21 protein-coding genes are annotated in these 24,271 nt (G+C 40.1%); 12 read left to right on the top strand and 9 right to left on the bottom strand.

Annotated elements, in window-relative coordinates; genetic code table 11:
- The first annotated feature begins 273 nt into the window (after positions 1 to 273).
- The 6 genes from MTF66_RS26735 to MTF66_RS26760 all read left to right on the top strand — a co-directional run bounded on the left by MTF66_RS26735 (position 274) and on the right by MTF66_RS26760 (position 7,530).
- Entirely contained in the window at positions 274 to 1,530 is a 1,257-nt protein-coding gene (locus MTF66_RS26735) for an efflux RND transporter periplasmic adaptor subunit (RefSeq protein ID WP_138621280.1), read from the top strand.
- 35 nt (positions 1,531 to 1,565) lie between these two features.
- Positions 1,566 to 2,276, top strand: a complete 711-nt coding sequence (locus MTF66_RS26740) for an ABC transporter ATP-binding protein (protein WP_013465175.1) — start codon at positions 1,566 to 1,568, stop codon at positions 2,274 to 2,276.
- Positions 2,277 to 2,279: 3 nt separating this feature from the next.
- Positions 2,280 to 3,593 (top strand): ABC transporter permease, encoded by a 1,314-nt coding sequence (locus MTF66_RS26745; protein WP_138621282.1) that lies wholly within the window; start codon positions 2,280 to 2,282, stop codon positions 3,591 to 3,593.
- Between the two features lie 10 nt (positions 3,594 to 3,603).
- Entirely contained in the window at positions 3,604 to 4,812 is a 1,209-nt protein-coding gene (locus tag MTF66_RS26750) for an ABC transporter permease (RefSeq protein WP_138621284.1), read from the top strand.
- An 85-nt stretch (positions 4,813 to 4,897) separates the two neighbouring features.
- On the top strand, positions 4,898 to 6,226 hold the full coding sequence (locus MTF66_RS26755) for a sigma-54 dependent transcriptional regulator (RefSeq protein ID WP_138621286.1): 1,329 nt from the start codon (positions 4,898 to 4,900) through the stop codon (positions 6,224 to 6,226).
- Positions 6,226 to 7,530 carry a PAS domain-containing sensor histidine kinase gene (locus tag MTF66_RS26760; RefSeq protein WP_109874498.1) on the top strand — a complete coding sequence of 435 codons (1,305 nt, stop codon included), beginning with the start codon at positions 6,226 to 6,228 and terminating at the stop codon, positions 7,528 to 7,530. The genes MTF66_RS26755 and MTF66_RS26760 overlap by 1 nt, the downstream gene beginning before the upstream one ends.
- Positions 7,531 to 7,728: 198 nt before the next feature.
- Here the strand turns inward: MTF66_RS26760 and MTF66_RS26765 are convergent, their stop codons facing one another.
- Complete coding sequence (locus MTF66_RS26765; protein ID WP_024602947.1) at positions 7,729 to 8,067, bottom strand: Grx4 family monothiol glutaredoxin; 339 nt, start codon at positions 8,065 to 8,067, stop codon at positions 7,729 to 7,731.
- A 264-nt stretch (positions 8,068 to 8,331) separates the two neighbouring features.
- On the opposite strand from MTF66_RS26765, the gene MTF66_RS26770 reads away from it, so the two are divergent.
- The 5 genes from MTF66_RS26770 (at position 8,332) to MTF66_RS26790 (ending at position 14,244) form a co-directional block, all read left to right on the top strand.
- Positions 8,332 to 8,913: a superoxide dismutase gene (locus MTF66_RS26770; RefSeq protein ID WP_010388603.1), complete on the top strand. Its 582-nt coding sequence runs from the start codon at positions 8,332 to 8,334 to the stop codon at positions 8,911 to 8,913.
- A 208-nt stretch (positions 8,914 to 9,121) separates the two neighbouring features.
- A complete protein-coding gene (locus MTF66_RS26775; protein WP_010388602.1) occupies positions 9,122 to 11,044 on the top strand; it encodes a PrkA family serine protein kinase in 1,923 nt (640 codons plus the stop codon).
- 31 nt (positions 11,045 to 11,075) lie between these two features.
- Positions 11,076 to 12,359: a YeaH/YhbH family protein gene (locus MTF66_RS26780; RefSeq protein WP_010388601.1), complete on the top strand. Its 1,284-nt coding sequence runs from the start codon at positions 11,076 to 11,078 to the stop codon at positions 12,357 to 12,359.
- An 18-nt stretch (positions 12,360 to 12,377) separates the two neighbouring features.
- A complete protein-coding gene (locus tag MTF66_RS26785) occupies positions 12,378 to 13,892 on the top strand; it encodes a SpoVR family protein (RefSeq protein WP_138621288.1) in 1,515 nt (504 codons plus the stop codon).
- Between the two features lie 214 nt (positions 13,893 to 14,106).
- Entirely contained in the window at positions 14,107 to 14,244 is a 138-nt protein-coding gene (locus tag MTF66_RS26790) for a universal stress protein (RefSeq protein ID WP_248529153.1), read from the top strand.
- A gap of 10 nt (positions 14,245 to 14,254) precedes the next feature.
- Here MTF66_RS26790 and MTF66_RS26795 read toward each other — a convergent pair whose 3' ends face one another.
- Both MTF66_RS26795 and MTF66_RS26800 read right to left on the bottom strand, forming a co-directional pair.
- The gene (locus MTF66_RS26795) at positions 14,255 to 15,226 is read right to left on the bottom strand and encodes a diguanylate cyclase (protein WP_010388598.1); all 972 of its coding nucleotides are present in this window, start codon (positions 15,224 to 15,226) and stop codon (positions 14,255 to 14,257) included.
- A gap of 6 nt (positions 15,227 to 15,232) precedes the next feature.
- Positions 15,233 to 16,237 carry a response regulator gene (locus tag MTF66_RS26800; protein ID WP_010388597.1) on the bottom strand — a complete coding sequence of 335 codons (1,005 nt, stop codon included), beginning with the start codon at positions 16,235 to 16,237 and terminating at the stop codon, positions 15,233 to 15,235.
- A gap of 219 nt (positions 16,238 to 16,456) precedes the next feature.
- Here MTF66_RS26800 and tpx point away from each other — a divergent pair, with 219 nt between their 5' ends.
- Positions 16,457 to 17,038: a thiol peroxidase gene (tpx, locus tag MTF66_RS26805; protein ID WP_138621290.1), complete on the top strand. Its 582-nt coding sequence runs from the start codon at positions 16,457 to 16,459 to the stop codon at positions 17,036 to 17,038.
- Positions 17,039 to 17,106: 68 nt separating this feature from the next.
- On the opposite strand, the gene adk is transcribed toward tpx, so the two are convergent.
- The 6 genes from adk to dnaX form a co-directional block, all read right to left on the bottom strand.
- Positions 17,107 to 17,751: an adenylate kinase gene (gene adk, locus MTF66_RS26810; RefSeq protein WP_008468042.1), complete on the bottom strand. Its 645-nt coding sequence runs from the start codon at positions 17,749 to 17,751 to the stop codon at positions 17,107 to 17,109.
- A 328-nt stretch (positions 17,752 to 18,079) separates the two neighbouring features.
- Complete coding sequence (htpG, locus tag MTF66_RS26815; protein WP_138623835.1) at positions 18,080 to 19,993, bottom strand: molecular chaperone HtpG; 1,914 nt, start codon at positions 19,991 to 19,993, stop codon at positions 18,080 to 18,082.
- Positions 19,994 to 20,113: 120 nt separating this feature from the next.
- Positions 20,114 to 20,827, bottom strand: coding sequence for an RluA family pseudouridine synthase (locus MTF66_RS26820; protein WP_138623833.1), 714 nt, complete (start codon positions 20,825 to 20,827; stop codon positions 20,114 to 20,116).
- Between the two features lie 105 nt (positions 20,828 to 20,932).
- The gene (gene recR / locus MTF66_RS26825) at positions 20,933 to 21,541 is read right to left on the bottom strand and encodes a recombination mediator RecR (RefSeq protein WP_010388591.1); all 609 of its coding nucleotides are present in this window, start codon (positions 21,539 to 21,541) and stop codon (positions 20,933 to 20,935) included.
- Positions 21,542 to 21,547: 6 nt separating this feature from the next.
- Positions 21,548 to 21,874 (bottom strand): YbaB/EbfC family nucleoid-associated protein, encoded by a 327-nt coding sequence (locus tag MTF66_RS26830; RefSeq protein WP_010388590.1) that lies wholly within the window; start codon positions 21,872 to 21,874, stop codon positions 21,548 to 21,550.
- A gap of 60 nt (positions 21,875 to 21,934) precedes the next feature.
- Positions 21,935 to 24,271 carry a DNA polymerase III subunit gamma/tau gene (gene dnaX / locus MTF66_RS26835; RefSeq protein ID WP_138623831.1) on the bottom strand — a complete coding sequence of 779 codons (2,337 nt, stop codon included), beginning with the start codon at positions 24,269 to 24,271 and terminating at the stop codon, positions 21,935 to 21,937.

Genomic DNA, 24,271 nt, shown 5'->3' on the forward strand with positions numbered 1-24,271 from the left:
ACCTTGAGGTAACCTCATCCAATAGACAAATCAAAAAAGTGCCCGCAGCGGACACTTTTTATGTCCGCGGACATGTAAAACAAAAAGGGTAAAGTTAAAAACCGAATAAATTCAATAAGATAAAAAATGGCATGCTATTCGAATACAGCATAACTATATAAATTTTGAGGATGTTCGAATGTTTACTATTGGCTTATTTTTAATTTCACCAATTATTCTGTTTATTGCCTCGCTAATGATTACTGTGTTTGAAAAACACTAAGAGAATGAATAATGATTAAAGACACTAGCGGGCAAGACACGCAAATCTCACGACCTATAAATTTTAAAAAATACATCAGGCTGTTTATATTTATTGTGGGCCTAGTTGCTCTATGTGTATATGCACTATTAAATGCTGATCAAGAAGGTACTATCTCGGTTGATAGAGTAAGCCTACAAATAGCCACGGTGGTGCGCCAATCGCTAATACGCGATGTTGCAGCCAGCGGTAAAATTGTCGCCGCCAGAGCACCAAAAGTTTACAGCCCTGAACGAGGCTTTGTTTCATTGAAGGTTAATGCTGGTGACTCAGTAAAACTGCATGATGTAATAGCCATGGTTGATAGTCCTGAGCTCACAAACGAATTAAAGCAGCAACAGTCTGTTTTAGCTCGTCTTGAGGGCGAGCTACAACGTAAACACCTTGAGGCACGCCGCCAATCATTAAGCTTAAATAAATCACTTGATCTAGCACAAGTAGAGTTAAACGCTGCCGATAGAGAGAATCGCAGAGCGGCCTTATCAATGCAAAAAAATGTGATCAGTCAAATTGATCACGAAAAAGCCATTGATGAGCTTGCCCGTGCAAAACTCTCTTATAAACATGCAGAGCAAGAAGTTGAATTGTCCAAAGATACACTTGCTTTTGAACTACAGGCCGCTAAACGAGATGTCACTCGTCAACAACTGATTGTCGATGATCTACTTCGTAAAGTTAATAACTTAACAATTAAAGCCACTGTGTCAGGGATTGTAGGTAACTTACTAGTTCAACAAAGAGAAGCGGTAACACAAAGCCAACCATTAATGACTTTAGTTGATTTGAGTAATTTTGAAGCAGAGCTACAAGTCCCTGAAAGTTATGCAAATGAGCTTGGTTTAGGTATGGACGTAGAGATAACAATGGGCGCTAGCAAAGTGATGGGCGCCCTCTCTGCCATTTCACCAGAAGTAAATAATAGAGAAGTCACAACGCGTGTACGTTTTGACAAAGACATGACGGGTATCAGACAAAACCAACGATTAACAGCACGTATTTTATTAGAAAATCGTGACGATGTTTTACAAGTTAAGCGTGGGGCATTTTTACAACAAGGCGGTACACAGGTTTATAAAATTACCGGTGATACAGCTCAGCTCATTGATATTTCAATTGGTGCAACCAGCATTAATGCGGTTGAGTTAATCTCAGGGGTTCAAGCTGGCGATGAATTGATTATCTCAAGCTATAACAGTTTCAAACACACACACACATTATTACTTCGCTAACAATCGCGTAGAACCAAAGAACAAAAGGAAAAAGCATGTTAAAGATGAATAATATAAGTAAAGTATATCAAACAGAAATGGTTCAAACCCATGCATTACGTGATTTTAATCTACACGTTGATGAAGGCGAATTTATTGCTGTTACAGGCCCTAGCGGATCAGGAAAAACGACCTTTTTAAATATAGCTGGAATGTTAGAACCCTTCTCTGCAGGTGAATATTTACTTGATGGAATTGATGTAGGTAAGTTAAACGATAACCAGCGCGCAGATTGTCGAAATCAAAAAATAGGCTTTATCTTCCAAGGGTTCAATTTAATACCTGACTTAAACTTATATGAAAATATTGAAGTACCGCTACGTTATAGAGGTATTAAAGCCGCAGAGCGTAAACGTCGCATTGAAAAATGTTTAGAACAAGTTGGTCTTGCCTCTCGGGCAAAACATTTGCCACAGCAACTCTCTGGCGGACAGCAACAACGAGTAGCCATAGCACGCGCGCTTGCTGGCGAGCCACGATTTTTACTTGCCGATGAACCAACCGGTAATCTCGACAGCCTTATGGCTCGTCAAGTAATGGAGCTGCTTGAACAAATCAATCGCGATGGCGCAACCATTGTCATGGTCACCCATGATGCAGAACTTGCTCGGCGTGCCCCTCGAAACATTCAAGTTGTCGACGGTCAACTTGCCGATTTCACCCTATACCAAGGTGCACAAAACCTTAAAAATGTTGCTGGAGCCTAAGTCATGCTACTACATTACCTCGACTTAAGTTGGCGTAGCTTCAAGCGCACACCTTTAGTAAGCTTTTTAATGGTACTGGCGATTGCCATTGGTATTGGCATCACTATGACGAGTTTAAGCGTTTATCACATGATGTCGGCAGACCCTATCCCACATAAGAGCAGCCAATTGTTTAATGTACAGCTGCAAACCATGGATGAAGGCCATACTTGGTGGACGGGTGACGATATTCCTATGCAACTGACCTATCAAGATGCAGTTAGTTTGCACAATGCTCCAATCCCAGATAAAAAAGTAGCCATGATGCGCACTGGCTTCTCGGTGTATTTAGACTCAGATAAAGTTAAGCCGTTTACTGGTGAAGCACGCATGACCACACCCGATTTTTTTAGCATGTTTGATGTGCCATTTATTTATGGCGGTGTGTGGAGTGTACAACAAGAGCAATCTGCAGCCCCTGTTTTGGTGATTTCAAAAGAGCTGAACGATAAGTTGTTTGCGGGTGAAAACTCCATCGGAAAACTAGTCTATTTGGATGACGATAGCTACCAAATTGTCGGTGTTATTGATGACTGGCCCCTCAACCTTAAATATTACGATTTAAATAACGGCGCTTTTGATAAAATAGCAGACCTATTTTTACCCTTTAGTTTAATTAAAGCAAAAGAGCTCACCAGCTGGGGCAATAGCAATGGCTGGAAACATGAAAATATAAATACCTATGCCGATAGATTGCAATCGGAAATAGTGTGGATCCAATTTTGGGCTCAGCTTGATACACCAGAGCAAAAAACCGCTTACGGTGATTACCTCACCTCTTACATTGAAGAGCAAAAAAAACGTGGCCGCTTCACGCGAGAGAAACCTGAATATAGCCTACGTGATGTAAACCAATGGATGGAATACAACAATGTCGTTAGTGAAGATAACAAAATACTGGTTAGTTTAAGCTTTATGTTTTTAGCGGTGTGTTTAGCTAATATTTTAGGATTATTACTAGCAAAGTTTTTACGCCGTGCTCCAGAAGTCGGCGTGCGTCGAGCACTCGGGGCAAGTAAGCGACAAGTCTTTCTACAGCATTTAGTAGAAGTAGCCATGCTTGGTTTTATCGGCGGGTTGCTCGGTATTGTACTTGCACAAATTGGCCTTCTCGGGGTAAGGCAAAGTTACGAATATTACAAAAACATAGCCACGATGGATTTAGCCATGTTATTAAGTGCCCCAGTTATCGCAATAACTACTTGCATTATTGCTGGGCTTTACCCTGCTTGGCTAGTGTGTAAAACCAACCCTGCCATTTACTTAAAGAGCCAATAAGGAGCTAATCATGTTAGAAATAAAACCAATATTTCATGCCCTTTGCCGCTCAAAGGTAGGCGCAATATTACTTTTAATTCAAATTGCAATTACGACAGCCATTGTCAGCAATGCGGCGTTTATCATTCAAGATAGAATCGCTTTTTTAAACCAAGAAACCGGCTATCCAGAGCAAGACTTGTTTAAGTTCAATGTGATGACCTTTGGGAAAGACGTTGATGCTAGCCAGCAGTTTGAACTAGATGAAGCCATGTTAAGAGCCCTACCAGGGGTTGAGAGTGCAGCGCAAAGTAGCAGTATTCCGTTATCTGGTAGTGGCAGCGCTTCCGGCTTTAATTTAAAACCTGCACCACAAGAAAGCAAAAATGTGCGCACTGCTTACTTTTTTATTGATGAGCACGGCCTAGACACATATGGCGTAAAATTAATTGCTGGGCGTAATTTTACTGAGGCTGAAGTACTCATTACAAATTCACCAACAGATAGAACAACCAATGTCACAGTCGTTACCGGGGCGTTAGCCAATGAGCTTTTCCCTAAGGGAGATGGCCTAGGAAAAACCATTTATTTTGGTGACTTACCCCTACAAATTATTGGGATCACAGCGCCAATGAAAGGCCCTTGGCTAAAAGATAGTCACCCCAATAATGTCGCGCTGATTCCGTATATTCAAGGCAAAACTTACGCACAATTTGCTGTAAGAACAAAGCCAGGACAACGCGCAGCTGTAATGAAACAAATCGAAAATGCGATGCTAAATAATTATAGCAAGCGGGTGATCAACAATATTAAAGGTCTTGATGAACTTAAAGATCAATATATGGCTGCAGATAAACTTATGATGCGTATGTTAATTGTCCTCATAACCATACTGGTATTAGTAACCGCACTGGGCATTTTTGGTTTGACGCTATTTAATATAAACAAACGTACCAAGCAAATTGGAACCCGTCGTGCTTTAGGCGCTCGTAAATCTGCAATTGTTAATTATTTTTTAGTTGAAAATGCGCTGATTTGCATTGCTGGCTTATTTTTAGGTGCTATTTCAGCACTTTTACTCGGTCAGTTATTAATGCAACATTTTTCAATAGCGGCATTACCATCAAGTTATATTGCTGTCACGGCAGTCATGGTGTTTACAATGAGTCTTTTGGCTGTATTTGGCCCAGCTAAACGCGCGGCAAATATTTCGCCGAGTATAGCAACCCGAACCATATAGCACAGCTCCCAACCTATGCTACACTGGCTAAACGCGGTGTAGCATTTTCAATATTTAAATAATAATAAACAGCGATTAAATTAACATGGAAAAAATACTTATCGTTGATGATAATCCTGCAATTTTAGATGCTTTGTCATTATTGCTAGAGATTCACGACTATAAAGTGGTTACTGCAAATAGCCCATTTGAAGCTATTCAAATTGTGCAATACCAGCGTATTGCACTTGTACTTCAAGATATGAACTTTAGTAACGACACAACTTCAGGAGAAGAGGGAAAGTTACTCTTTTATCAACTCAGAGAGCTAAATCCCTATCTGCCCATTATTCTGATCACTGCATGGACCGAGCTTGAAACAGCCGTTGAACTTGTCAAAGCCGGTGCGGCTGATTATTTACCAAAACCATGGGATGATGCCAAACTTCTTACCTGTGTTAATAACCTAATTGAACTAGGAAAGACCAAAAAACAAAATCAAACCTTATTGCGCCACCAGCAAGAGCGGGATGCATCTATAGAAAATGCTAATTTAGTAGGTTTAATTTATCGCAGTACGGCCATGGAGCAATTAGTTAAAATGGCATTACAAGTCGCCAAATCTGATGTCTCTGTATTAATAACAGGCCCAAATGGCAGTGGTAAAGAGCGCATAGCACAAATTATTCAAGCAAACTCACCTCGCCAAAATGCTGCGTTTATTACGGTCAATGCAGGTGCCCTTCCCCATCAACTAATAGAAGCAGAATTATTTGGTGCAGAAGCAGGTGCTTTTACAGGGATCACAAAACAAAGGATTGGTCGATTTGAAGCGGCTGATGGTGGCACATTATTTTTAGATGAAATAGGTAATCTCCCTTTATCAGGACAAATGAAGCTCCTACGGATTTTACAAACGGGAGAATTCGAGCGCTTAGGTTCAACCCAGACCCGAAAAGTTAATGTCCGTGTAATATCAGCGACCAATGAAAACCTAACAGATGCAATCAGCAAAGGGCTGTTTAGAGAAGACTTATACTACCGCTTAAATGTAATTGAACTTAACCTGCCAAGTCTTAATCAGCGACCGGATGACATACTTCCTCTTATTCATCATTTTTTAGTAGAACGTGAGCTGGACTTACAATGCGAAAACCTACTTTTAGCCCATTCATGGCCCGGTAATGTTCGTGAACTTGAAAATGCATGTAAACGTGTCAGTGTGCTCAAACCCAGCGGTGAGATAAGCATCGACGACTTTGGTTTAACTCCTATTACGCCTCAAACACACACTCAAAAAGTAGAGCCTAACAAACAACAAATTGAGGATGCCATGCGTTTACATAAAGGGGTGATTGCCAAAGTAGCACGTGAGTTTGGACTCAGCCGACAAGCACTCTACCGTCGTCTTGATAAGTTTGAGATTGCCTACTGATGAAAAAATCAAGATACCGCTTCTCTTTAACTTCTAAAGTGATTTTAGTATGTGTATTTTCCTCTGTGATCCCTGTTTTTATCTGTTGTTGGCTGCTGGGTGTTGACGCTATAAAAACAACAGTAAGTGTTATTTTCACAGCCACTCTAAGTAGCTTATTGGCTCATCGACTCAGCGGTAAACTGGTCCAAGGTATTACTTCATTAGAAACTGGCTTATTAAATTTTAAAGATGGGGAACTATCGACTTTACTGGCCTATAACCATAATGATGAATTAGGTCATTTGTGTCAGCTTTACAATCAAACTGCAAAGCAATTAAGACAAGAAAAGCAATGGGTTTACCAACGAGAGTTGATGCTTGATAAGGTATTACAAAACGCTCCTCAAGCTGTATTATTGGTAAATGACAATGATTTTATTGTTTATAGTAACCATAGTGCGAGAGATTTTTTTAATGCAAGTACAGCCCTTGAAGGCGAGAAAATCTCACCATTATTGTCTAAAGCCCCACAGCAAATAATTAATGCCGTTAATAAAGGCGTAGATGGTTTATTTATTCTCGATAAAGCAGAACAAGAACCGCAAACATGGCACCTTTCAATGGGTCGCTTATTGCTTAACAACCAACACCACAGGTTGTTTGTATTTAAACAATTGACCCGCGAATTGAGCCGCCAAGAAGTTGAAGTTTGGAAAAAGGTTATTAGGATCATTAGCCATGAACTCAATAACTCACTAGGTCCTATGTCATCCATGTTACATAGTGCACAGCTGTTAACGCAAAAAGTGGATGAACCTCGTTTACAACGCGTTTTCACTACCATTGAAGAGCGAATAAAGCATTTAAACGAGTTCGTTCAAGGCTATGGAAAGTTTGCTAAACTACCACCACCTAAAATAACAACGGTTGATTGGCATTCATTACTCGATCAATTACAAAGCCAATGGCAATTTAATTTCGACCTTCAAAAAGATATCATCACACGAGCCGACCAAACCCAAATAGAACAATTGCTCATTAACCTGTTGAAAAACGCACATGAATCAGAGTCGCTAGCAGAGCATATTAGTTTAAAAATAACACAAGATAACCTCGGCACTCATATTAATGTGAGCGATCAAGGAAAAGGCATGAGTGAAACGGTTATGGCCAGTGCTCTCATCCCTTTTTATTCTACCAAGGCAGCTGGAAGTGGATTAGGGTTGGCACTGTGTCGAGAAATTGTTGAAGCCCATCATGGGCAAATTAGCCTGCATAATCGTGAAATCGGCGGGATCAGTGTTTTTGTAAGTTTACCCTGAGAACTGCTTATTTAAGAATGAAAACTTGCCCAATTTAGGGGCGATTAAATCGAGCTCTGAAGTTTGCGGCTTTGTAAGCTACGAAAAAACGAGTAAAGCAGCCGACTTATTCTTTACTTTCATCGTATAAACAATAAAGAGTAACTTGTTTATAGATATAAAAAAAGCTGCAAATTGCAGCTTTTTTTACCTAAACGCTTATTCAGCGTCTGCAGGTTTATGCTTTGCAGCTGTTTCTGCGATCAGTGGTTGTAATTCACCACGTTGAAACATTTCAATGATAATGTCACAGCCACCAATTAACTCACCTTCAACCCAAAGTTGTGGGAAAGTAGGCCAGTTAGCATACGCAGGAAGCTCTGCACGAATGTCTGGATTAAGTAAAATATCTACATAAGCAAACGGTTCACCACACGACATTAACGCTTGTGATGCTTGTGAAGAAAAACCACAATTAGGCAGTTTTGGTGATCCTTTCATGTATAAGATGATTGGGTTTTCAGCAATTTGCTGTTTAATTTTATCGATGGTTTCCATTTACAACCTCAAAATGACGATAGCGAACACATTAGGCCTTGAAAAAGTTTCACTGTGGCCTCAGATATATAGATTAAAATAGGCAATTAAAGCCTCAATCTTAAATAGCTTTAGCAAGAGCATTGCTGTTTGCTAAAACTTGAGTAAAATACTCAACAATTATAGTAACACTATATTCCTGTTTGGTATAGATAAGTGCCCTGTTTGCGCAGGCATTACGTATTACTAAATAGACTATCAACCAAAAGAAGATGGAGATAAAAAATGGCATTTGAACTACCGTCACTACCGTATGCAATTGATGCACTTGAGCCACATATTTCACAAGAAACGCTAGAGTTTCACCATGGTAAACACCACAACACTTATGTGACTAAACTTAACGGTTTAATCCCAGGCACTGAGTTTGAAGGTAAGTCACTTGAAGAAATCGTATGTTCTTCAGAAGGCGGTGTATTTAATAACGCTGCTCAAATCTGGAACCACACTTTCTACTGGAACAGCCTATCTCCAAATGGCGGTGGCGCTCCAACAGGTGCAATTGCTGATGCAATTAACGCCAAATGGGGCTCATTTGACGCATTTAAAGACGCGTTAAATGATAAAGCAGTAAATAACTTTGGTTCAAGCTGGACTTGGTTAGTTAAACTGGCTGATGGTTCACTAGACATCGTTAATACATCTAACGCTGCTACACCACTAACAGATGCAGGTGTTACTCCAATCCTAACAGTGGATTTATGGGAACACGCATACTACATTGATTACCGTAACGTGCGTCCAGATTACCTTAAAGGTTTCTGGTCACTAGTTAACTGGGAATTCGCGAACGCTAACTTCGCATAATTAGTTTAATACTAGTTTTAAAAAGACGCTTAGGCGTCTTTTTTTATGCCTACAATTTGCATTAATTGCGTTTATACGTAGGTTGTTTTATAAAAGCGCATCTTGATCATTTTTCATATAAATTTTTAATTTTATTGCACAAAAAATGAAATTCGTGACTAGACTTTAGATAGTGAATACATCTTCAAAGTAGGTTTCGGAGGTCATTATGACTATTTTTGATCACTACCAAGCACGTTATGAATCAACACAAGAAGAAGAGTACAGTGTTGCTGAATTCCTCGAAATTTGTAAAACCGATAAGTCTGCTTATGCCAGTGCACCTGAAAGGTTACTGATGGCCATTGGCGAGCCTAAAATGGTAGATACTGCTACCGATACTCGTTTAAGTCGCTTATTTTCAAATCGTGTTGTTGCACGTTATCCAGCATTTGCTGACTTTTATGGCATGGAAGACGCTATTGAACAAATTGTGTCTTATCTAAAACATGCAGCACAAGGCTTAGAGGAGTGTAAACAAGTACTTTATTTACTCGGCCCTGTGGGTGGTGGTAAGTCATCAATTGCCGAAAAATTAAAGTATTTAATGCAACAAGTGCCTATCTACTCCATTAAAGGCTCACCAGTTAATGACCATCCGCTGGCATTATTTGACCCCATTGAAGATGCAAACCTGCTCGAAAAAGAATATGGAATCAAGTCTCGCTACCTTAAAACAGTGATGTCTCCATGGGCCGCAAAACGCTTACAAGAATTTAATGGTGATATTAGCCAATTTAGAGTGGTTAAACGCTTCCCATCAATTTTAAATCAAGTAGCGATTGCTAAAACAGAGCCCGGCGATGAAAACAACCAAGATATTTCGGCTCTTGTAGGTAAAGTAGATATCCGCCAGCTTGAACACTTTGCGCAAAATGATCCTGATGCGTACGCTTATTCAGGCGCATTATGTTTAGCTAACCAAGGCTTAATGGAGTTTGTGGAAATGTTCAAAGCACCGATAAAAGTGCTACACCCGCTTTTAACAGCCACACAAGAAGGTAACTATAACGGCACAGAAGGCATAAGCGCCCTGCCATTTAACGGCATGATACTCGCCCACTCCAACGAGTCAGAATGGCAAACCTTTAAAAACAATAAAAACAACGAAGCTTTTTTAGACCGTGTTTATATTGTTAAAGTCCCATATTGCTTAAGAGTGACCGAGGAGATTAAAATTTACGATAAGCTGATTGAACACAGTGAGCTTTATAATGCTCCATGTGCGCCAGGAACACTTAAAATTTTAGCTCAATTTACCACTCTCTCGCGCTTAAAAGAGCCAGAAAACTCTAGCATTTACTCTAAAATGCGGGTCTACGATGGTGAAACACTCAAAGATACCGATCCAAAAGCTAAGTCATACCAAGAATATCGTGATTACGCTGGTGTCGATGAGGGCATGAACGGTCTTTCAACTCGTTTTGCGTTTAAAATTTTATCTCGCGTATTCAACTTTGATACCACCGAAGTGGCCGCCAACCCAGTACATTTGTTTTATGTACTTGAGCAACAAATTGAACGAGAACAATTTAGTGCCGAGGTTGAAGAGCGTTATTTAAGTTTTTTAAAAGGCTATTTAATTCCACAATATGTTGAGTTTATAGGTAAAGAGCTACAAACCGCCTATCTAGAATCGTACTCGGAATACGGACAAAATATTTTTGACCGCTACGTTATTTATGCTGATTTTTGGATTCAAGATCAAGAATATCGCGACCCTGATACAGGGCAATTGTTTGACCGTGATGCGCTTAATGCTGAGCTCGAAAAAATTGAGAAACCGGCAGGTATTTCAAATCCTAAAGATTTCAGAAATGAAATTGTTAACTTTGTACTACGTGCTCGCGCTCACAATAATGGTAAGAATCCGCTATGGACGAGTTATGAGAAACTACGCACTGTTATTGAGAAAAAAATGTTCTCAAACACCGAAGACTTACTCCCTGTCATTTCATTCAATGCTAAAACATCGGCTGAGGATCAGCAAAAGCATGAGGACTTTGTTAACCGTATGGTTGAAAAAGGCTACACGCAAAAACAAGTGCGCTTGCTATCTGAGTGGTATTTACGGGTTAGAAAATCGCAATAACCTTCATAATTGCAGTTTTTAGGAGGTCATTATGGCGCATTTTATCGACAGGCGTTTAAATGGCAAAAACAAAAGCACAGTTAACCGCCAGCGTTTTATTAGGCGTTATAAAAAGCAGATAAAAGAAGCGGTGTCTGATGCGATAAATAAACGCAGCGTCACCGACTCTAGCTCTGGGGAGAGTATATCTATTCCACAGCGTGATATTAGTGAACCTACTTTTCATCAAGGTAGAGGCGGTAATAGAGAGCAAATACATCCAGGGAACGATCAGTTCTCTACTGGTGATAAAATTGAGCGACCTAAAGGTGGACAAGGCGGTGGCGCGGGCGAAGGTGAAGCGAGTGATTCTGGTGAAGGCCAAGATGATTTTGTTTTCTCAATTTCTAAAGACGAATATCTTGATTTGTTATTTGAAGATTTAGAACTCCCTAATTTACAAGAAAATCAGCTCGATAAGCTCGTACAAATGAAAACCCATCGCGCTGGGTTTTGCAGCGACGGTATGCCCAGTAATATTGACGTAGTGCGTTCATTACAAGGCTCTTTAGCTCGTAGAATTGCAATGACCGCAGGAAAAAAGCGCCGCCTTAGTGAACTTGAGGGGCAATTAGCACTACTGCTTGAACAACCACACTGCGACAAAGCCGCTGTGACATTGTTGCAACAAGAAATCGACATTCTAAAGCAGCAAATTAAATCGGTACCCTTTATTGATAACTACGATTTGCGTTTTCGTAACTATAATAAACAACCACACCCAACCAGCAAAGCAGTAATGTTTTGTATTATGGATGTATCCGGTTCAATGGATCAAGCCACCAAAGACATGGCAAAACGCTTTTATATTTTGCTTTATCAGTTTTTAACTCGCAGCTATAAAGACATTGAGGTTGTGTATATTCGTCATCATACTCAAGCTAAAGAAGTTGATGAACAAGAGTTTTTTTACTCCCAAGAAACGGGCGGTACTATCGTTTCAAGTGCGCTTAAGCTGATGAATGAAATAATAGCAGAGCGCTATAATGCTGATGAATGGAATATATACGCAGCACAAGCCTCTGATGGTGATAACTGGGCAGATGATACCCCGCAATGTGGGCATATTTTACGTAACAAACTGTTAAGCGCAGTGCGATATTTTGCCTATATAGAAATTACTACCCGCGCCCACCAAAGTTTATGGCGCGAGTACCAAAGCATAAGCCAAACTCACAGTAATTTTGCCATCCAACATATTCAAGGTGTTGAAGACATTTACCCTATATTTAGGGAGCTATTTAAAAAAGGCCGTCAACAGCAAGGGGCTGCATAGCCAAAGCGAGGTAGCAATATGAATAACGAGCGAATCAGTGATGGGCCCGATTGGACCTTTGAGTTACTTCAGCAATATCAAGATGAAATTGCACGTGTTGCTGAGCATTATAAACTAGACACATACCCTAACCAAATTGAAGTGATCACTGCTGAGCAAATGATGGATGCTTACTCCAGTGTAGGCATGCCTATTGGCTATACTCACTGGTCTTACGGTAAAAAGTTTATCCAAACAGAACAAAATTATAAACGAGGTCAAATGGGCCTTGCATATGAAATTGTGATTAACTCCAATCCATGTATAGCTTATTTAATGGAAGAAAATACGCTGCCGATGCAGGCATTGGTTATGGCACATGCGTGTTACGGGCATAACTCTTTTTTTAAGGGGAATTATTTATTTAAAACATGGACTGATGCCGGTTCTATAATTGACTATTTATTGTTTGCTAAAAACTATATTAGCCGCTGTGAAGAGAAATACGGTATTTCTGAAGTAGAAAGCATACTCGACTCTTGCCATGCATTAATGAGTTATGGTGTTGACAGGTATAAACGTCCGCAGCGTATTTCGTTATTTGAAGAACAAAAACGCCAGCAAGAACGGGCTGAGTACTTACAATCACAAGTTAATGAACTATGGCGTACCATTCCCTCTCAGCAACAAGAATCAAAAAAAAGTGAGCGCCACTTTCCGCAAGAGCCACAGGAAAACATTCTGTATTTTATTGAAAAAAATGCTCCTTTACTTGAGCCATGGCAACGAGAAATCGTACGTATTGTGCGAAAAATATCGCAGTACTTTTATCCGCAAAAACAAACACAGGTTATGAATGAAGGTTGGGCCACTTTTTGGCACTACACTATTTTGAACCACTTATATGATGAGGGAAAACTAACCGACTCATTTATGTTAGAGTTTTTACAAAGCCATACAAATGTTGTATATCAACCCCCTTATAATAGCGATTATTACTCAGGTATTAACCCCTATGCGCTGGGTTTTAATATGATGGTAGATATACGCCGAATTTGTGAAAACCCGACAGAAGAAGATAAACGCTGGTTTCCTGAACATGCTGGTAGTGACTGGCTTGAAACTCTTCACTTTGCAATGCAAAACTTTAAAGATGAAAGTTTTATTAGCCAATTTTTATCGCCAAAACTGATCAGAGACTTTAAATTGTTCACTATAGTAGACCATGCTAACAACCCACATTTAGAAATAGGCGCTATTCATGACGATAATGGCTACAAAGCGGTTAGAGAGGCACTTTCTTCACAATATAACCTTAGTAATCATGAACCTAACATACAAGTTTACGATGTAGACTTGCGTGGCGATCGCTCATTAACCCTGCGATATATCCCTCACAACGCCATTCCACTGGCCAACTCCCATGAGGAGGTATTAAAACACCTTTACAGACTATGGGGCTTTAAGGTAAAACTGGAACAGGAGTCAAATTCTGGTGATATTTCAACCATTGGTCAATGCCCAAGCGATGACTCACGCCATACAACAGAGTAAAAATATGCATAGCGAACCAATTGTGAGTTTTATGCAGGTTATACTGTCTATATTTCTCCAATATTAAGAGATTTAGGCTTGGTTTTTTCTAAGGAACAACTCGTTAATGCGTTTGAGAACTACCGCAATCGCAGCAGGCCCTTATAACTGATAATAACTTACGCTATAAGCTTCATATTAAAGCGGGATTCCCGAGCAGGTGATCTTAAGCTTAGTGGCTAAGCTTAATGCTGATTTAGTGATTATAGGCTCTGTAGGAAATGTAGGGATTAAAGCTAAACTCATTGGTAATACCGCAGAAAAAATAATGCGTTTACTCAAAACTGATTTACTTATTTTACCTCCCAATTAAAAAATGATGCTTACGCATCATTTTTTATATCAGCATATACCGACACTTTATTTCGACCGGTTTCTTTTGAATGGTAAAGTGCTTTATCGGCAGCTTCAATCCAACGCTCATGATCTTTAAATTCGTTGTCAAAGCAGGCAATACCCACACTAATGGCCATATGCATAGTGTGCTCTTTGTATTTCGCTGGTGAGGTTTCGATTAATTGGCGTAAGCGCTCAGCAAATACGATAGCCCCTTGTTTATCGGTATCTAATAAAGTAACAACAAACTCTTCACCGCCGTATCGCCCAGCAATATCAGTTTCACGCAATGCAGTTTTAAGTAAACTCGCTATATGACGAAGTGCTTCATCTCCCGCACTATGACCAAAGTCATCGTTTACCTTTTTAAAGTGATCAATATCAAAAATTAATAACGAGCAGCAACCTTCACTGCGCTTAGTACGTAAAAATTCTTGATGTAACAAATGCTCCCAATGTCCTCGGTTTGCAAGTTGGGTAAGGCTGTCAGTTTGGCTTACTTGCTCTAATTTTTTGTTTAACTCTTCAAGCTCTTTTTTGTTAACTGCAATATCCGTTACATCGTAGATAATAATACAAATATGCTCTACTTCCCCTCGTACATTCGTAAGTGGAATAAACGTGGCGTTTTGATACATATAATCCGCTTTACCTGTAATCGGTCGATAATTTTTAAAACGAAAAATATACGGCTGCTGTTCCCAAATAGTAAATGAGCGATTTTTTAATACAAACACTGACTCTGCTTTACTTCTAAACCATTTTTCATCTATGGCTGGAAATAGATCAAACAAGTCTTTATCTTTTACTGCACTCGGTAACAGCCCAGAATGGTTTTCCATAAAGCCATTCCAAACGCATACCTTGTAGTCTCGATCAAGCACCACAAGGCCTACATCAACAGTATTAAACATGTCCATTAACCAATGGATTTCATTTAAATCTAAATCAGCTGGCATAAATATTTAATCTTCCAGTAGATAGGCAACTTTATATTTCAAAGTTTTAAGTGAATCTTCAGTAAAGAGCAACATTAAATCACAACTAATATCATGATTTTCAATACCGTAACTAATTTCTATGGCAAGTGTCCGTTGCCAACGCGACTTATTAGACTGAACAAGCTCAGAAACATCACGGTGCTGGCCCAATACAATGGGATGGCCTTGACTAAAGGTCATGTCGAGCTGCTTTGATAAGCCTGTTAATATAGCGCCAATTAAAATGTTACTTACATCCATTAGCAACTCTAACTCAACCTTGTCGTTTAATTCACCTTCGTAATTCATTAATGAGGCTATTTCTTTAAAACTAGAATCATTTAAAAGTAATAACGCCTCACCAGATACCCCGCCGCCAATAAAACCTTGGCAAATACCCGACGTAGTGTCATTGGTATCAACAGAGCTTAGCGCCATATTAAGCTCACTGACTTCTAAAACATTAACATTAGGAATGGGTAGCTTAACAAATACATTAAGCAGTCGTGCAAGTAGATCCCCTGCTTGGCCCATAGCAACATTAGTCAGCTCTTGGTATATATCACGAACATCAGGGTCAACTTGTTCACCTAAAGTGTGGGACAAACGTTCACGCAGTGCTCTATCTCTTATGCCATGGTGCTCTATAATGGCAGCGAGCTTTTCAGGGGAACATGGTTTTTGAATAAAGTCTATGGCGCCAAGTTCAAGTACACGTTGATGTGCGCTTGGTTGAATATCGCCCGATACCACCACAGTGAGCACGTCTAGTCCCTGATCTTTCATTGCTGCCAACACACCATAGCCGTCCATCTCTGGCATATTTAAATCAAGGAAAAGAATTTCAGGTTGGGCTTTGCTTATTTGTTTTATGCAGTCTACACCGTCACATGCAAATTCAATTTTAATATCCCAATCATCGGGTAAGGAACGAGCCAACTGGCGTCGTGCTAATTTTGAATCATCACATATTAAAACCGATGTTGACATACAATCTCACTATTTTAAAACTGGGTGTAATTTTAAGCGTGTAGAACAAGCCACGGATACATAAAAAATAATACCTATTTCTTATACATACATAGTAATCAATGTATTACTTATTTTCAATTTTAGGCAAAAATAAAGCTGTGGATTTTTCTGCTTGGTTACTTATCTACATTATAATACACTCACAACTATTGCGTTAATTTAAAAGGAAAAAACTCCATGCGTCGTACATTAGCTTTTGCATTAAGCCTATTTTGCTGTGCCAGTTTTGCCGCAGATTTACCCGAAAACACACTCGATGCAGGAAAAGTAACTGCACAAGGTAAGCCAGTTACCTTATTAGGGAAAGGCCTTAAAGTTGGTGAAGATGCCCCTAACTTTAAAGTAGTTAATGACAGTTTCACTGCTGTTACGTTAGAAGATTATAAAGGCCAAGCTGTATTAATTAGTGTTGTTCCGAGCTTAGATACCGGTATTTGTAGCTTACAAACTAAGCACTTTAATGAAAAAGTCGCCCAACAATTTCCAGGCGTGGCCATGCTCACTATTAGTGCCGATTTACCATTTGCGCAAAAGCGTTTTTGTAAGGCCGAAAATATCGATAAAGTAACGACGCTTTCTGATTCTGTATGGCGTGATTTTGGTCAACAGTATGGCTTAATCATTAAAGATATGGGATTACTTACCCGCTCTGTTTTTATTCTTGATAAGAGCCATAGGGTTATTTATAAGCAATTAGTTAGTAGTTTATCAACCGAGCCTGAATATGATAGCGTCATTGAAAAGCTTAAAATGCTTTAAAGGTCAAATTTCAGGAAATAAAAAACCGCTATAAAAGCGGTTTTTTATTTTGCTGTGTGGTTAAAAAATTAACCTAGTAGCTCAGCTAGTTGCTTGCTTACTGCTTCAACCGCTTGGGTACCATCTAATTTATGGTACTGAGTATTACCCGCTTTAGCTTCTGCTTGGTAGTAGTCAACCAATGGCATTGTTTGCTCATGGTAAATACCTAAGCGTTTACGAACAGTCTCTTCGGTATCATCTGCACGAATAATTAGCTCTTCACCTGTTTCGTTGTCTTTACCTTCCTCTTTTGGAGGATTGTAAACAACATGGTAAACACGGCCAGAGCCAGGATGAACACGACGTCCGCCCATACGCTCAACGATAACTTCATCAGCAACATCAAATTCAATAACGTGATCAACCACTACGCCATTTTCTTTCATTGCATCAGCTTGTGGAATTGTGCGTGGGAAACCATCTAGTAAGAAGCCTTTTTCACAATCTGGCTTGGCAATACGCTCTTTAACAAGGCCAATAATAATATCGTCAGAAATAAGCTGACCTGCGTCCATTACTTTTTTTGCTTCTAGGCCTAGTGGTGTGCCCTCTTTAATTGCAGCTCGTAGCATATCACCGGTAGAAATTTGTGGAATACCGTATCTATCCATTAAAAACTGAGCTTGAGTACCTTTACCTGCACCCGGCGCGCCCAAAAGAATAATGCGCATATCATTGTCCCCTAATATGAGAGTTTATTTTAAAGTCTGAATTCTTCCATAAGCGCTGCAGATACTCAAGTAACTTATACTAATTGTCTAGGGTCTGTTGACCTTTGCGGATTAATATTTGTTCAAACTAGGGAGAATTTAATCGCGGCGCGGGGTTTGTAACCTAGTGGGCTAAGTAAAAACCGAGTAAAGCTTCCGCGTCCTGCTCACCCCCTGCCTATATCCATGTAAGCAACAAAGAGTAAATCGCCCTTAGGCAGAACCCTTCGAGCAGGGCATAAAAAAGGGAACAGACGTTCCCTTTTTACTCAATCATTGATTTTTATACTTATTTGCTTAAATCAAGCATAAGTTTATTTAAGCGAGTTACAAATCCAGTTGGATCTTTAAGCGTACCGCGCTCTGCAAGCAAGGCTTGGTCTAGTAGTACATGTGACCACTGTGCAAACTTATCTTCGTCTTGTTCATCATTTAAATGCTTAACCAGTTGGTGCTCTGGGTTTAATTCAAACACAGGCTTAGCCTCTGGAACAGCTTGACCTACTGACTCCATTAGCTTTTGCATTTGCGAGCTCATGTCATTGTCATCACTCACTACACACGCTGGAGAGTCGGTTAAGCGGTGAGTAAAGCGTACATCTTTAACATCATCTCCTAATGCAGTTTTGATACGCTCAACCAAGCCTGCAACTTCTTTTTCAGACTCTTCTTGTGCTTTTTTAGTTTCTTCGTCATCTAGCTTACCTAAATCTAGATCACCGCGGGTAATTGACTGAAATTGCTTTTCGCCAAATTCCGTTAAATGGCTCATCATCCACTCATCTACACGGTCGCTAAGTAATAGTACTTCAATACCTTTTTTGCGGAAGATTTCTAAGTGCGGTGAATTTTTAGCAGCAATAAATGAGTCAGCAACCACATAGTAAATTTTATCTTGGCTGTCCTTCATGCGCTCAATGTATTGCTCAAGTGAAACATCTTGAGTTTCTGAGTCGGTGTGCGTTGATGAAAAGCGCAGTAATTTAGCAATGCTTTCTTTGTTGGTCGCATCTTCTGCAGGCCCTTCTTTCATTACCTGACCAAATTCATTCCAAAATGTTTGGTAATCATCGGCTTTGTTTTTAGCCATACGCTCAAGCATTTTAATAATACGCGACGTACACCCCTTACGAATAGCTTGGGTAACTTTGTTGTCTTGTAAAATTTCACGCGATACGTTTAGTGGTAAATCGTTTGAGTCTAATAAGCCTTTAACAAAACGTAAGTAGCTTGGCATAAACTGTTCAGCGTCATCCATAATAAACACGCGTTGAACATAAAGTTTTAAACCACTTTGGCGCTCACGATTCCATAAATCAAAAGGTGCTTTTTTTGGAATGTATAACAAACTGGTGTATTCAGTTTTACCTTCAACTTTATTATGTCCCCAGCTAAGCGGATCTTCCCAGTCGTGGCTTACATGCTTATAAAACTCTTTGTATTCGTCCTCAGAGATTTCTGATTTGTCACGTGTCCATAATGCAGTTGCACGGTTAATGCTTTCCCACTCACCTGGAACAGCCGGAATTTTTTCACCATCTTCACCTTCAGACTCAGGTACTTCTGCCTTGTACATTTGTACTGGTGTAGAAATATGATCAGAGTATTTAGTTACGATACTGCGAAGACGCCATTCATCTGCATATTCATTTTCTTCTTCACGAAGATGTAAAATAATATCTGTACCACGGCCTTCTTTTTCGATTTCTTGTAGCGTGTACTCGCCTTCACCTTTTGACTGCCATTCAACCGCTGTTGTCTCTCCTGCTTTACGAGTACGAACAGTCACTTCATCAGCAACAATAAATGCTGAGTAAAAACCAACACCAAATTGACCAATAAGCTGTGAATCTTTACTTTGATCGCCCGTTAAGTTTTTGAAAAATTCAGCCGTACCCGACTTAGCAATGGTGCCTAATGAGCTGATCACTTCATCACGCGTCATACCAATACCATTATCAGAAATGGTCACTGTGTTAGCGTCTTTATCTGCGCTTATACGTACGCGTAAATCTGCATCACCTTGATAAAGGTCACCGTTTGAAAGGGCTAAAAAGCGTAGTTTATCGGCTGCGTCAGATGCATTTGATACAAGCTCGCGTAAAAAGATTTCTTTATTTGAATAAAGCGAGTGAATCATTAAGTTTAATAGTTGTTTTACTTCTGTTTGAAAGCCTAATGTTTCTTTTTGTGCTGCAGTCATTTATGTATCTCCAATTTGCAAAGTGTCTGCGTTATGCACTTAATATGGGGTGAGCCGTGAGAAGTTCAAGTAAAAAAAATAAAAAACCCCATTCAAAGACACTTTAAAGGGCTTAATCAACTAAAAAGGCGTTGTGGCATGCCCGTGCATTGGCTTATCAGTGCATGGATGCACAAAAAATAAATCGCTGGCATGCAATAATAATCGTTGAGCACCCAGATCACTGCAATCATTTTTATATAAATCACATCCTAGTATAGGGTGGCCAAAAATTAAACTGTGAATTCTAAGTTGATGAGTGCGTCCAGTTATAGGAGTAAAATCGACCAAAGTTTTTTGCTCTTTGTTAAAGCGTTTAACCACTTTAAATTGAGTGCGCGAGGGTTTGCCGCTCTGGTGACAAATTTTCACTTTCGGAAATAACATTTTATCTTTTGCTATAGGTGCAGTAATTTCTCCCTGAGGCTCAGCAACCAATCCAAAGAGCATTGCGCGATATTGCTTTTTAACACTTCGGGATTGGAATTGCTGATTCAGTGCTTTAGCTGCTTGCTCATTAAGTGCTACCACCATCACTCCGGAGGTACCTAAATCTAAACGGTGGGGTAATATCGCAGTAGGAAACGCTGCTGTAACGCCTTGTTGGCCATTAACAAGCCTATAGTGAACCGAATCCCAGTTAAGAGGGTTTTTACCCGACAAGCTCAACAAGCCGCTAGGTTTATTGATCAATAAAATATCATCATCTTGATAAATAATTTTTATGTGTTCATGGCAAACAGGTGCGATAAAGTCATCAACAATCACATTAGCACTTTGAGTTATTGCAGCCATACCATCCTTAAACTTTTGTTTATATTGCAATTAAAGCCAACAAAAAAGCCTACAGTATGTATGTAGGCTTTTAAAGTAAGTTCAAATAGTTAAGCTTAAAATAAACTATTCATGGCTGACTAAGCGCCTGCCACTAAATGCATGCATTAAGGTTGTGCCATCGACTAAATCAAGCTCGCCACCCACAGGAATACCATGAGCTATTCGCGATGCACCCACTTTGTATTTATGACAAAGCTGGGCAATATAATGAGCCGTTGTTTCACCTTCAACCGTAGGGTTAGTGGCTAATATAACTTCATTAATACCGCCATGCGCAAGCTTTTGCTCAAGCACGTCTAGACCAATTTCTTTAGGCCCTATGCCATCAATCGGTGACAAATGTCCCATTAATACAAAATAGAGTCCTTTGTATTGGCCTGTTTGCTCAATCGCTAACACATCTGTAGGCGACTCAACCACACATAAAATGCCGCTATCTTGGCGTTTAGTACTTAAGCAAATATCACATTGTGCTTGCTCGGTAAACGTGCGGCACGACTGACAATGCCCTACAGCCGTCATCGCTTTTGTTAGCGCATTCCCAAGCTGAGTGCCACCTTTGCGGTCGCGCTCTAATAAATGAAATGCAATACGCTGAGCAGATTTCGGGCCAATACCTGGCTGACAACGAAGTGCTTCTATTAGCGATGTTAAACTATCTGAAAGTTGCATAGTTGCTTAGAACGGCATTTTCATACCAGGTGGTAATTGCATACCGCCTGTTACTTTGCCCATGCGCTCTTGAGTTTCTTCAGCAACACGGCGAACAGCATCATTACACGCTGCTGCAAGTAAATCTTCAATCATGTCTTTGTCGTCTTCCATTAAGCTTTCATCAAGCTCAACACGACGAACATTGTGGTTGCCAAGCATGGTTACTTTTACTAAACCAGCACCGGCTTCACCAACCACTTCCATCGTTGCGATTTCTTCTTGGGCTTTTTGCATGCGCTCTTGCATTTGCTGCGCTTGCTTCATCATGTTACCCATTCCACCTTTAAACATAATCGTCTCTCTTTCTTTTAATACATTAACTGGAGTATAAATAAGGGCACTGGTCGTTAATTACAATGCCTGAATACTGTTTTCGTCAATTTCAGCGCTAAATAGCTGTTGAAATTGTACTATATTTTCATCGCCGGTGATCACATCAATCGCTTGCTGGTGACGACCTGCATCAATTTTTTGTTGAATCAAATAAGGTGAGTCAATCACCCCGCTAGCAAAATCAATATTAAGCTCAACGTTGTGTCCATAAATACTTGATAACGCCACATTTAACTTTTGACGTAACATTGGCGTATCTAAGTGCTTTTGCGATTCATCCACTTCAATATGGAAATGATTGTCTTGTTTGGTAAAAATTGAATGCAATGCAAACTGGCGCATGCGTCCGCCAAGTCCCATACGCTTTATTAAATAGGCCCATTCGTCTTGTTGATGGGCAAATCTGATTTCACTAATTGGGCTTTGAAAATCATCAGGTATCGGAATGCTAGGCTCTTGTTCAACAACAGGTGCTGGTTTTTGCGGGTTAATTTGCTCTAATAGCTCCGGTGCTAAATTTTCAGTAATCGTTTGATGCTTTGCTTTAAAGTCAACTTTACTCGCTGGCTTATTTGCTACCTGAGCTCGGCTCCCCTGTGCTGGGAGCTGAGGCTTTTTTTGCAGGTCATCGCTCACCTCATTATCCCATGGTGGTGGCTGCTGTGATACAGTTTGTGCTTCATTGCTCTGCGGGCGACTAAAATCGGATTTTGTCGGTGCTGGTTTTTCTTCAGTTGGCTTTTCAATTGCGGCACTTGAAAGCTTACCGGCACCCGAAATGTTTCTATCGCGTAAAATACGCGCTATTGCTGACTGTGCTCGCGCTTCTTGCTCACCCATTGATGACGCAGACTGATCTGCGTTACTTGTGGCATTTGCTAACTCAGGGTTAAACCCTTGATCAACAGCGCTACTCATTACATCATCGTATTGTGCGGCAATAGTTTGTTCTACATCACTGTGCTGCATGTAGGCATCATCTTCGCTTTGACGCTGCGCTTGTTCATCACTTATTACAGGGGTATCTACAATTTGAGGCTGACTTTGTATCGAACTTTGCTCATTCTGTGTTTGGCTATAATCAGGCTTTGAAACCTCAGGCTCATCGGCTTTTGTTGGCTGCGTATTAGTTGCTAATGGCTGAATTTGAGGAGCATTACTCTGCGCTGGTTTATTTTTATTTAAAATATCACGCAGTGCATTAGCACGCCCTGCACTATTTTGCTCTGGCGCAGCTTGTGAGCTAGGTTCAGGTTGATTGGTTTGCAACTGCGTAGGTTCAAATGCCAATAACCTGAGCATAATCATTTCAAACCCTAAACGAGGCTCAGGTGCCCATTGTAAATCTTTTTTGCCATTGAGTAATAACTGGTAATACACTTGAATTTGTTGGGCATGGGTATGCGCTGCAACATGCTCAATGTAATCGGCGTTATTGCTATCAAGCGCTGCTGCTTCAGGGACTAATTGACTCAATTGAATCACATGCGTTAGCGCAATTAAGTCATCAAGCAGCGCAATGTAATTTGGATTTCGGCTAGCGACTTGAGCAACTTCATTCATCAAGGCTGTGCCATCTTGCGCTAATAATGCCGCAAGTAAACTTTGACTGTAATGGGTGTCCATTAAACCAAGCATGTCTTGTACAGCTTGATTTTTAATATCACCATTTGTTTGAGCAATAGCCTGATCGGTCAGACTTAATGCATCTCGCATACTACCATCGGCCGCTTTGGCAATAATACTTAGCGCATCATTATCAAAATTAAGCTGCTCATGGGTAAGCACATACTCAAGCTGTTGCTTAATCTCAGCTTGCGACAATGCATTCAGATTAAACTGTAAACAGCGAGATAAAATAGTCACTGGTAATTTTTGAGGATCAGTGGTTGCGAGCAAAAATTTCACATGCTCAGGCGGCTCTTCAAGCGTTTTTAATAACGCATTAAAGCTGTGCTTTGACAACATGTGTACTTCATCGATTAGATATACTTTGTAACGTCCGCGCGTTGGCGCATATTGAACGTTATCAAGTATCTCACGCGTATCCTCAACCTTAGTGCGTGAAGCCGCATCTATTTCGAGTAAATCAATGTAGCGCCCTGCCTCTATATCAACACAGCTACTACATTGACCACATGGTGTGGCAGATATACCTTCATCACAATTTAAGCTTTTAGCAAAAATACGGGCAATGGTGGTTTTACCAACACCACGGGTTCCAGTGAATAAATAAGCGTGATGCAGTCTATTTTGAGTCAGCGCGTTTACCAGCGCCTGTTTTACATGAGACTGCCCAACCAATTCATGAAAGGTTTGAGGACGCCATTTTCTCGCTAGAACCTGATAACTCAT

This window comes from Pseudoalteromonas sp. 2CM39R (assembly GCF_023161845.1).

Coding starts and splice junctions, on each gene's coding strand:
- MTF66_RS26775 (WP_010388602.1), top strand. CDS start 9,122: ATGACTATTTTTGATCACTACCAAGCACGTTATGAATCAACACAAGAA.
- MTF66_RS26800 (WP_010388597.1), bottom strand. CDS start 16,237: ATGTCAACATCGGTTTTAATATGTGATGATTCAAAATTAGCACGACGC.
- MTF66_RS26750 (WP_138621284.1), top strand. CDS start 3,604: ATGTTAGAAATAAAACCAATATTTCATGCCCTTTGCCGCTCAAAGGTA.
- MTF66_RS26740 (WP_013465175.1), top strand. CDS start 1,566: ATGTTAAAGATGAATAATATAAGTAAAGTATATCAAACAGAAATGGTT.
- MTF66_RS26760 (WP_109874498.1), top strand. CDS start 6,226: ATGAAAAAATCAAGATACCGCTTCTCTTTAACTTCTAAAGTGATTTTA.
- MTF66_RS26735 (WP_138621280.1), top strand. CDS start 274: ATGATTAAAGACACTAGCGGGCAAGACACGCAAATCTCACGACCTATA.
- MTF66_RS26765 (WP_024602947.1), bottom strand. CDS start 8,067: ATGGAAACCATCGATAAAATTAAACAGCAAATTGCTGAAAACCCAATC.
- recR (WP_010388591.1), bottom strand. CDS start 21,541: ATGCAACTTTCAGATAGTTTAACATCGCTAATAGAAGCACTTCGTTGT.
- MTF66_RS26785 (WP_138621288.1), top strand. CDS start 12,378: ATGAATAACGAGCGAATCAGTGATGGGCCCGATTGGACCTTTGAGTTA.
- adk (WP_008468042.1), bottom strand. CDS start 17,751: ATGCGCATTATTCTTTTGGGCGCGCCGGGTGCAGGTAAAGGTACTCAA.
- MTF66_RS26770 (WP_010388603.1), top strand. CDS start 8,332: ATGGCATTTGAACTACCGTCACTACCGTATGCAATTGATGCACTTGAG.
- MTF66_RS26780 (WP_010388601.1), top strand. CDS start 11,076: ATGGCGCATTTTATCGACAGGCGTTTAAATGGCAAAAACAAAAGCACA.
- MTF66_RS26755 (WP_138621286.1), top strand. CDS start 4,898: ATGGAAAAAATACTTATCGTTGATGATAATCCTGCAATTTTAGATGCT.
- MTF66_RS26820 (WP_138623833.1), bottom strand. CDS start 20,827: ATGGCTGCAATAACTCAAAGTGCTAATGTGATTGTTGATGACTTTATC.
- tpx (WP_138621290.1), top strand. CDS start 16,457: ATGCGTCGTACATTAGCTTTTGCATTAAGCCTATTTTGCTGTGCCAGT.
- htpG (WP_138623835.1), bottom strand. CDS start 19,993: ATGACTGCAGCACAAAAAGAAACATTAGGCTTTCAAACAGAAGTAAAA.
- MTF66_RS26795 (WP_010388598.1), bottom strand. CDS start 15,226: ATGCCAGCTGATTTAGATTTAAATGAAATCCATTGGTTAATGGACATG.
- dnaX (WP_138623831.1), bottom strand. CDS start 24,271: ATGAGTTATCAGGTTCTAGCGAGAAAATGGCGTCCTCAAACCTTTCAT.
- MTF66_RS26830 (WP_010388590.1), bottom strand. CDS start 21,874: ATGTTTAAAGGTGGAATGGGTAACATGATGAAGCAAGCGCAGCAAATG.
- MTF66_RS26745 (WP_138621282.1), top strand. CDS start 2,280: ATGCTACTACATTACCTCGACTTAAGTTGGCGTAGCTTCAAGCGCACA.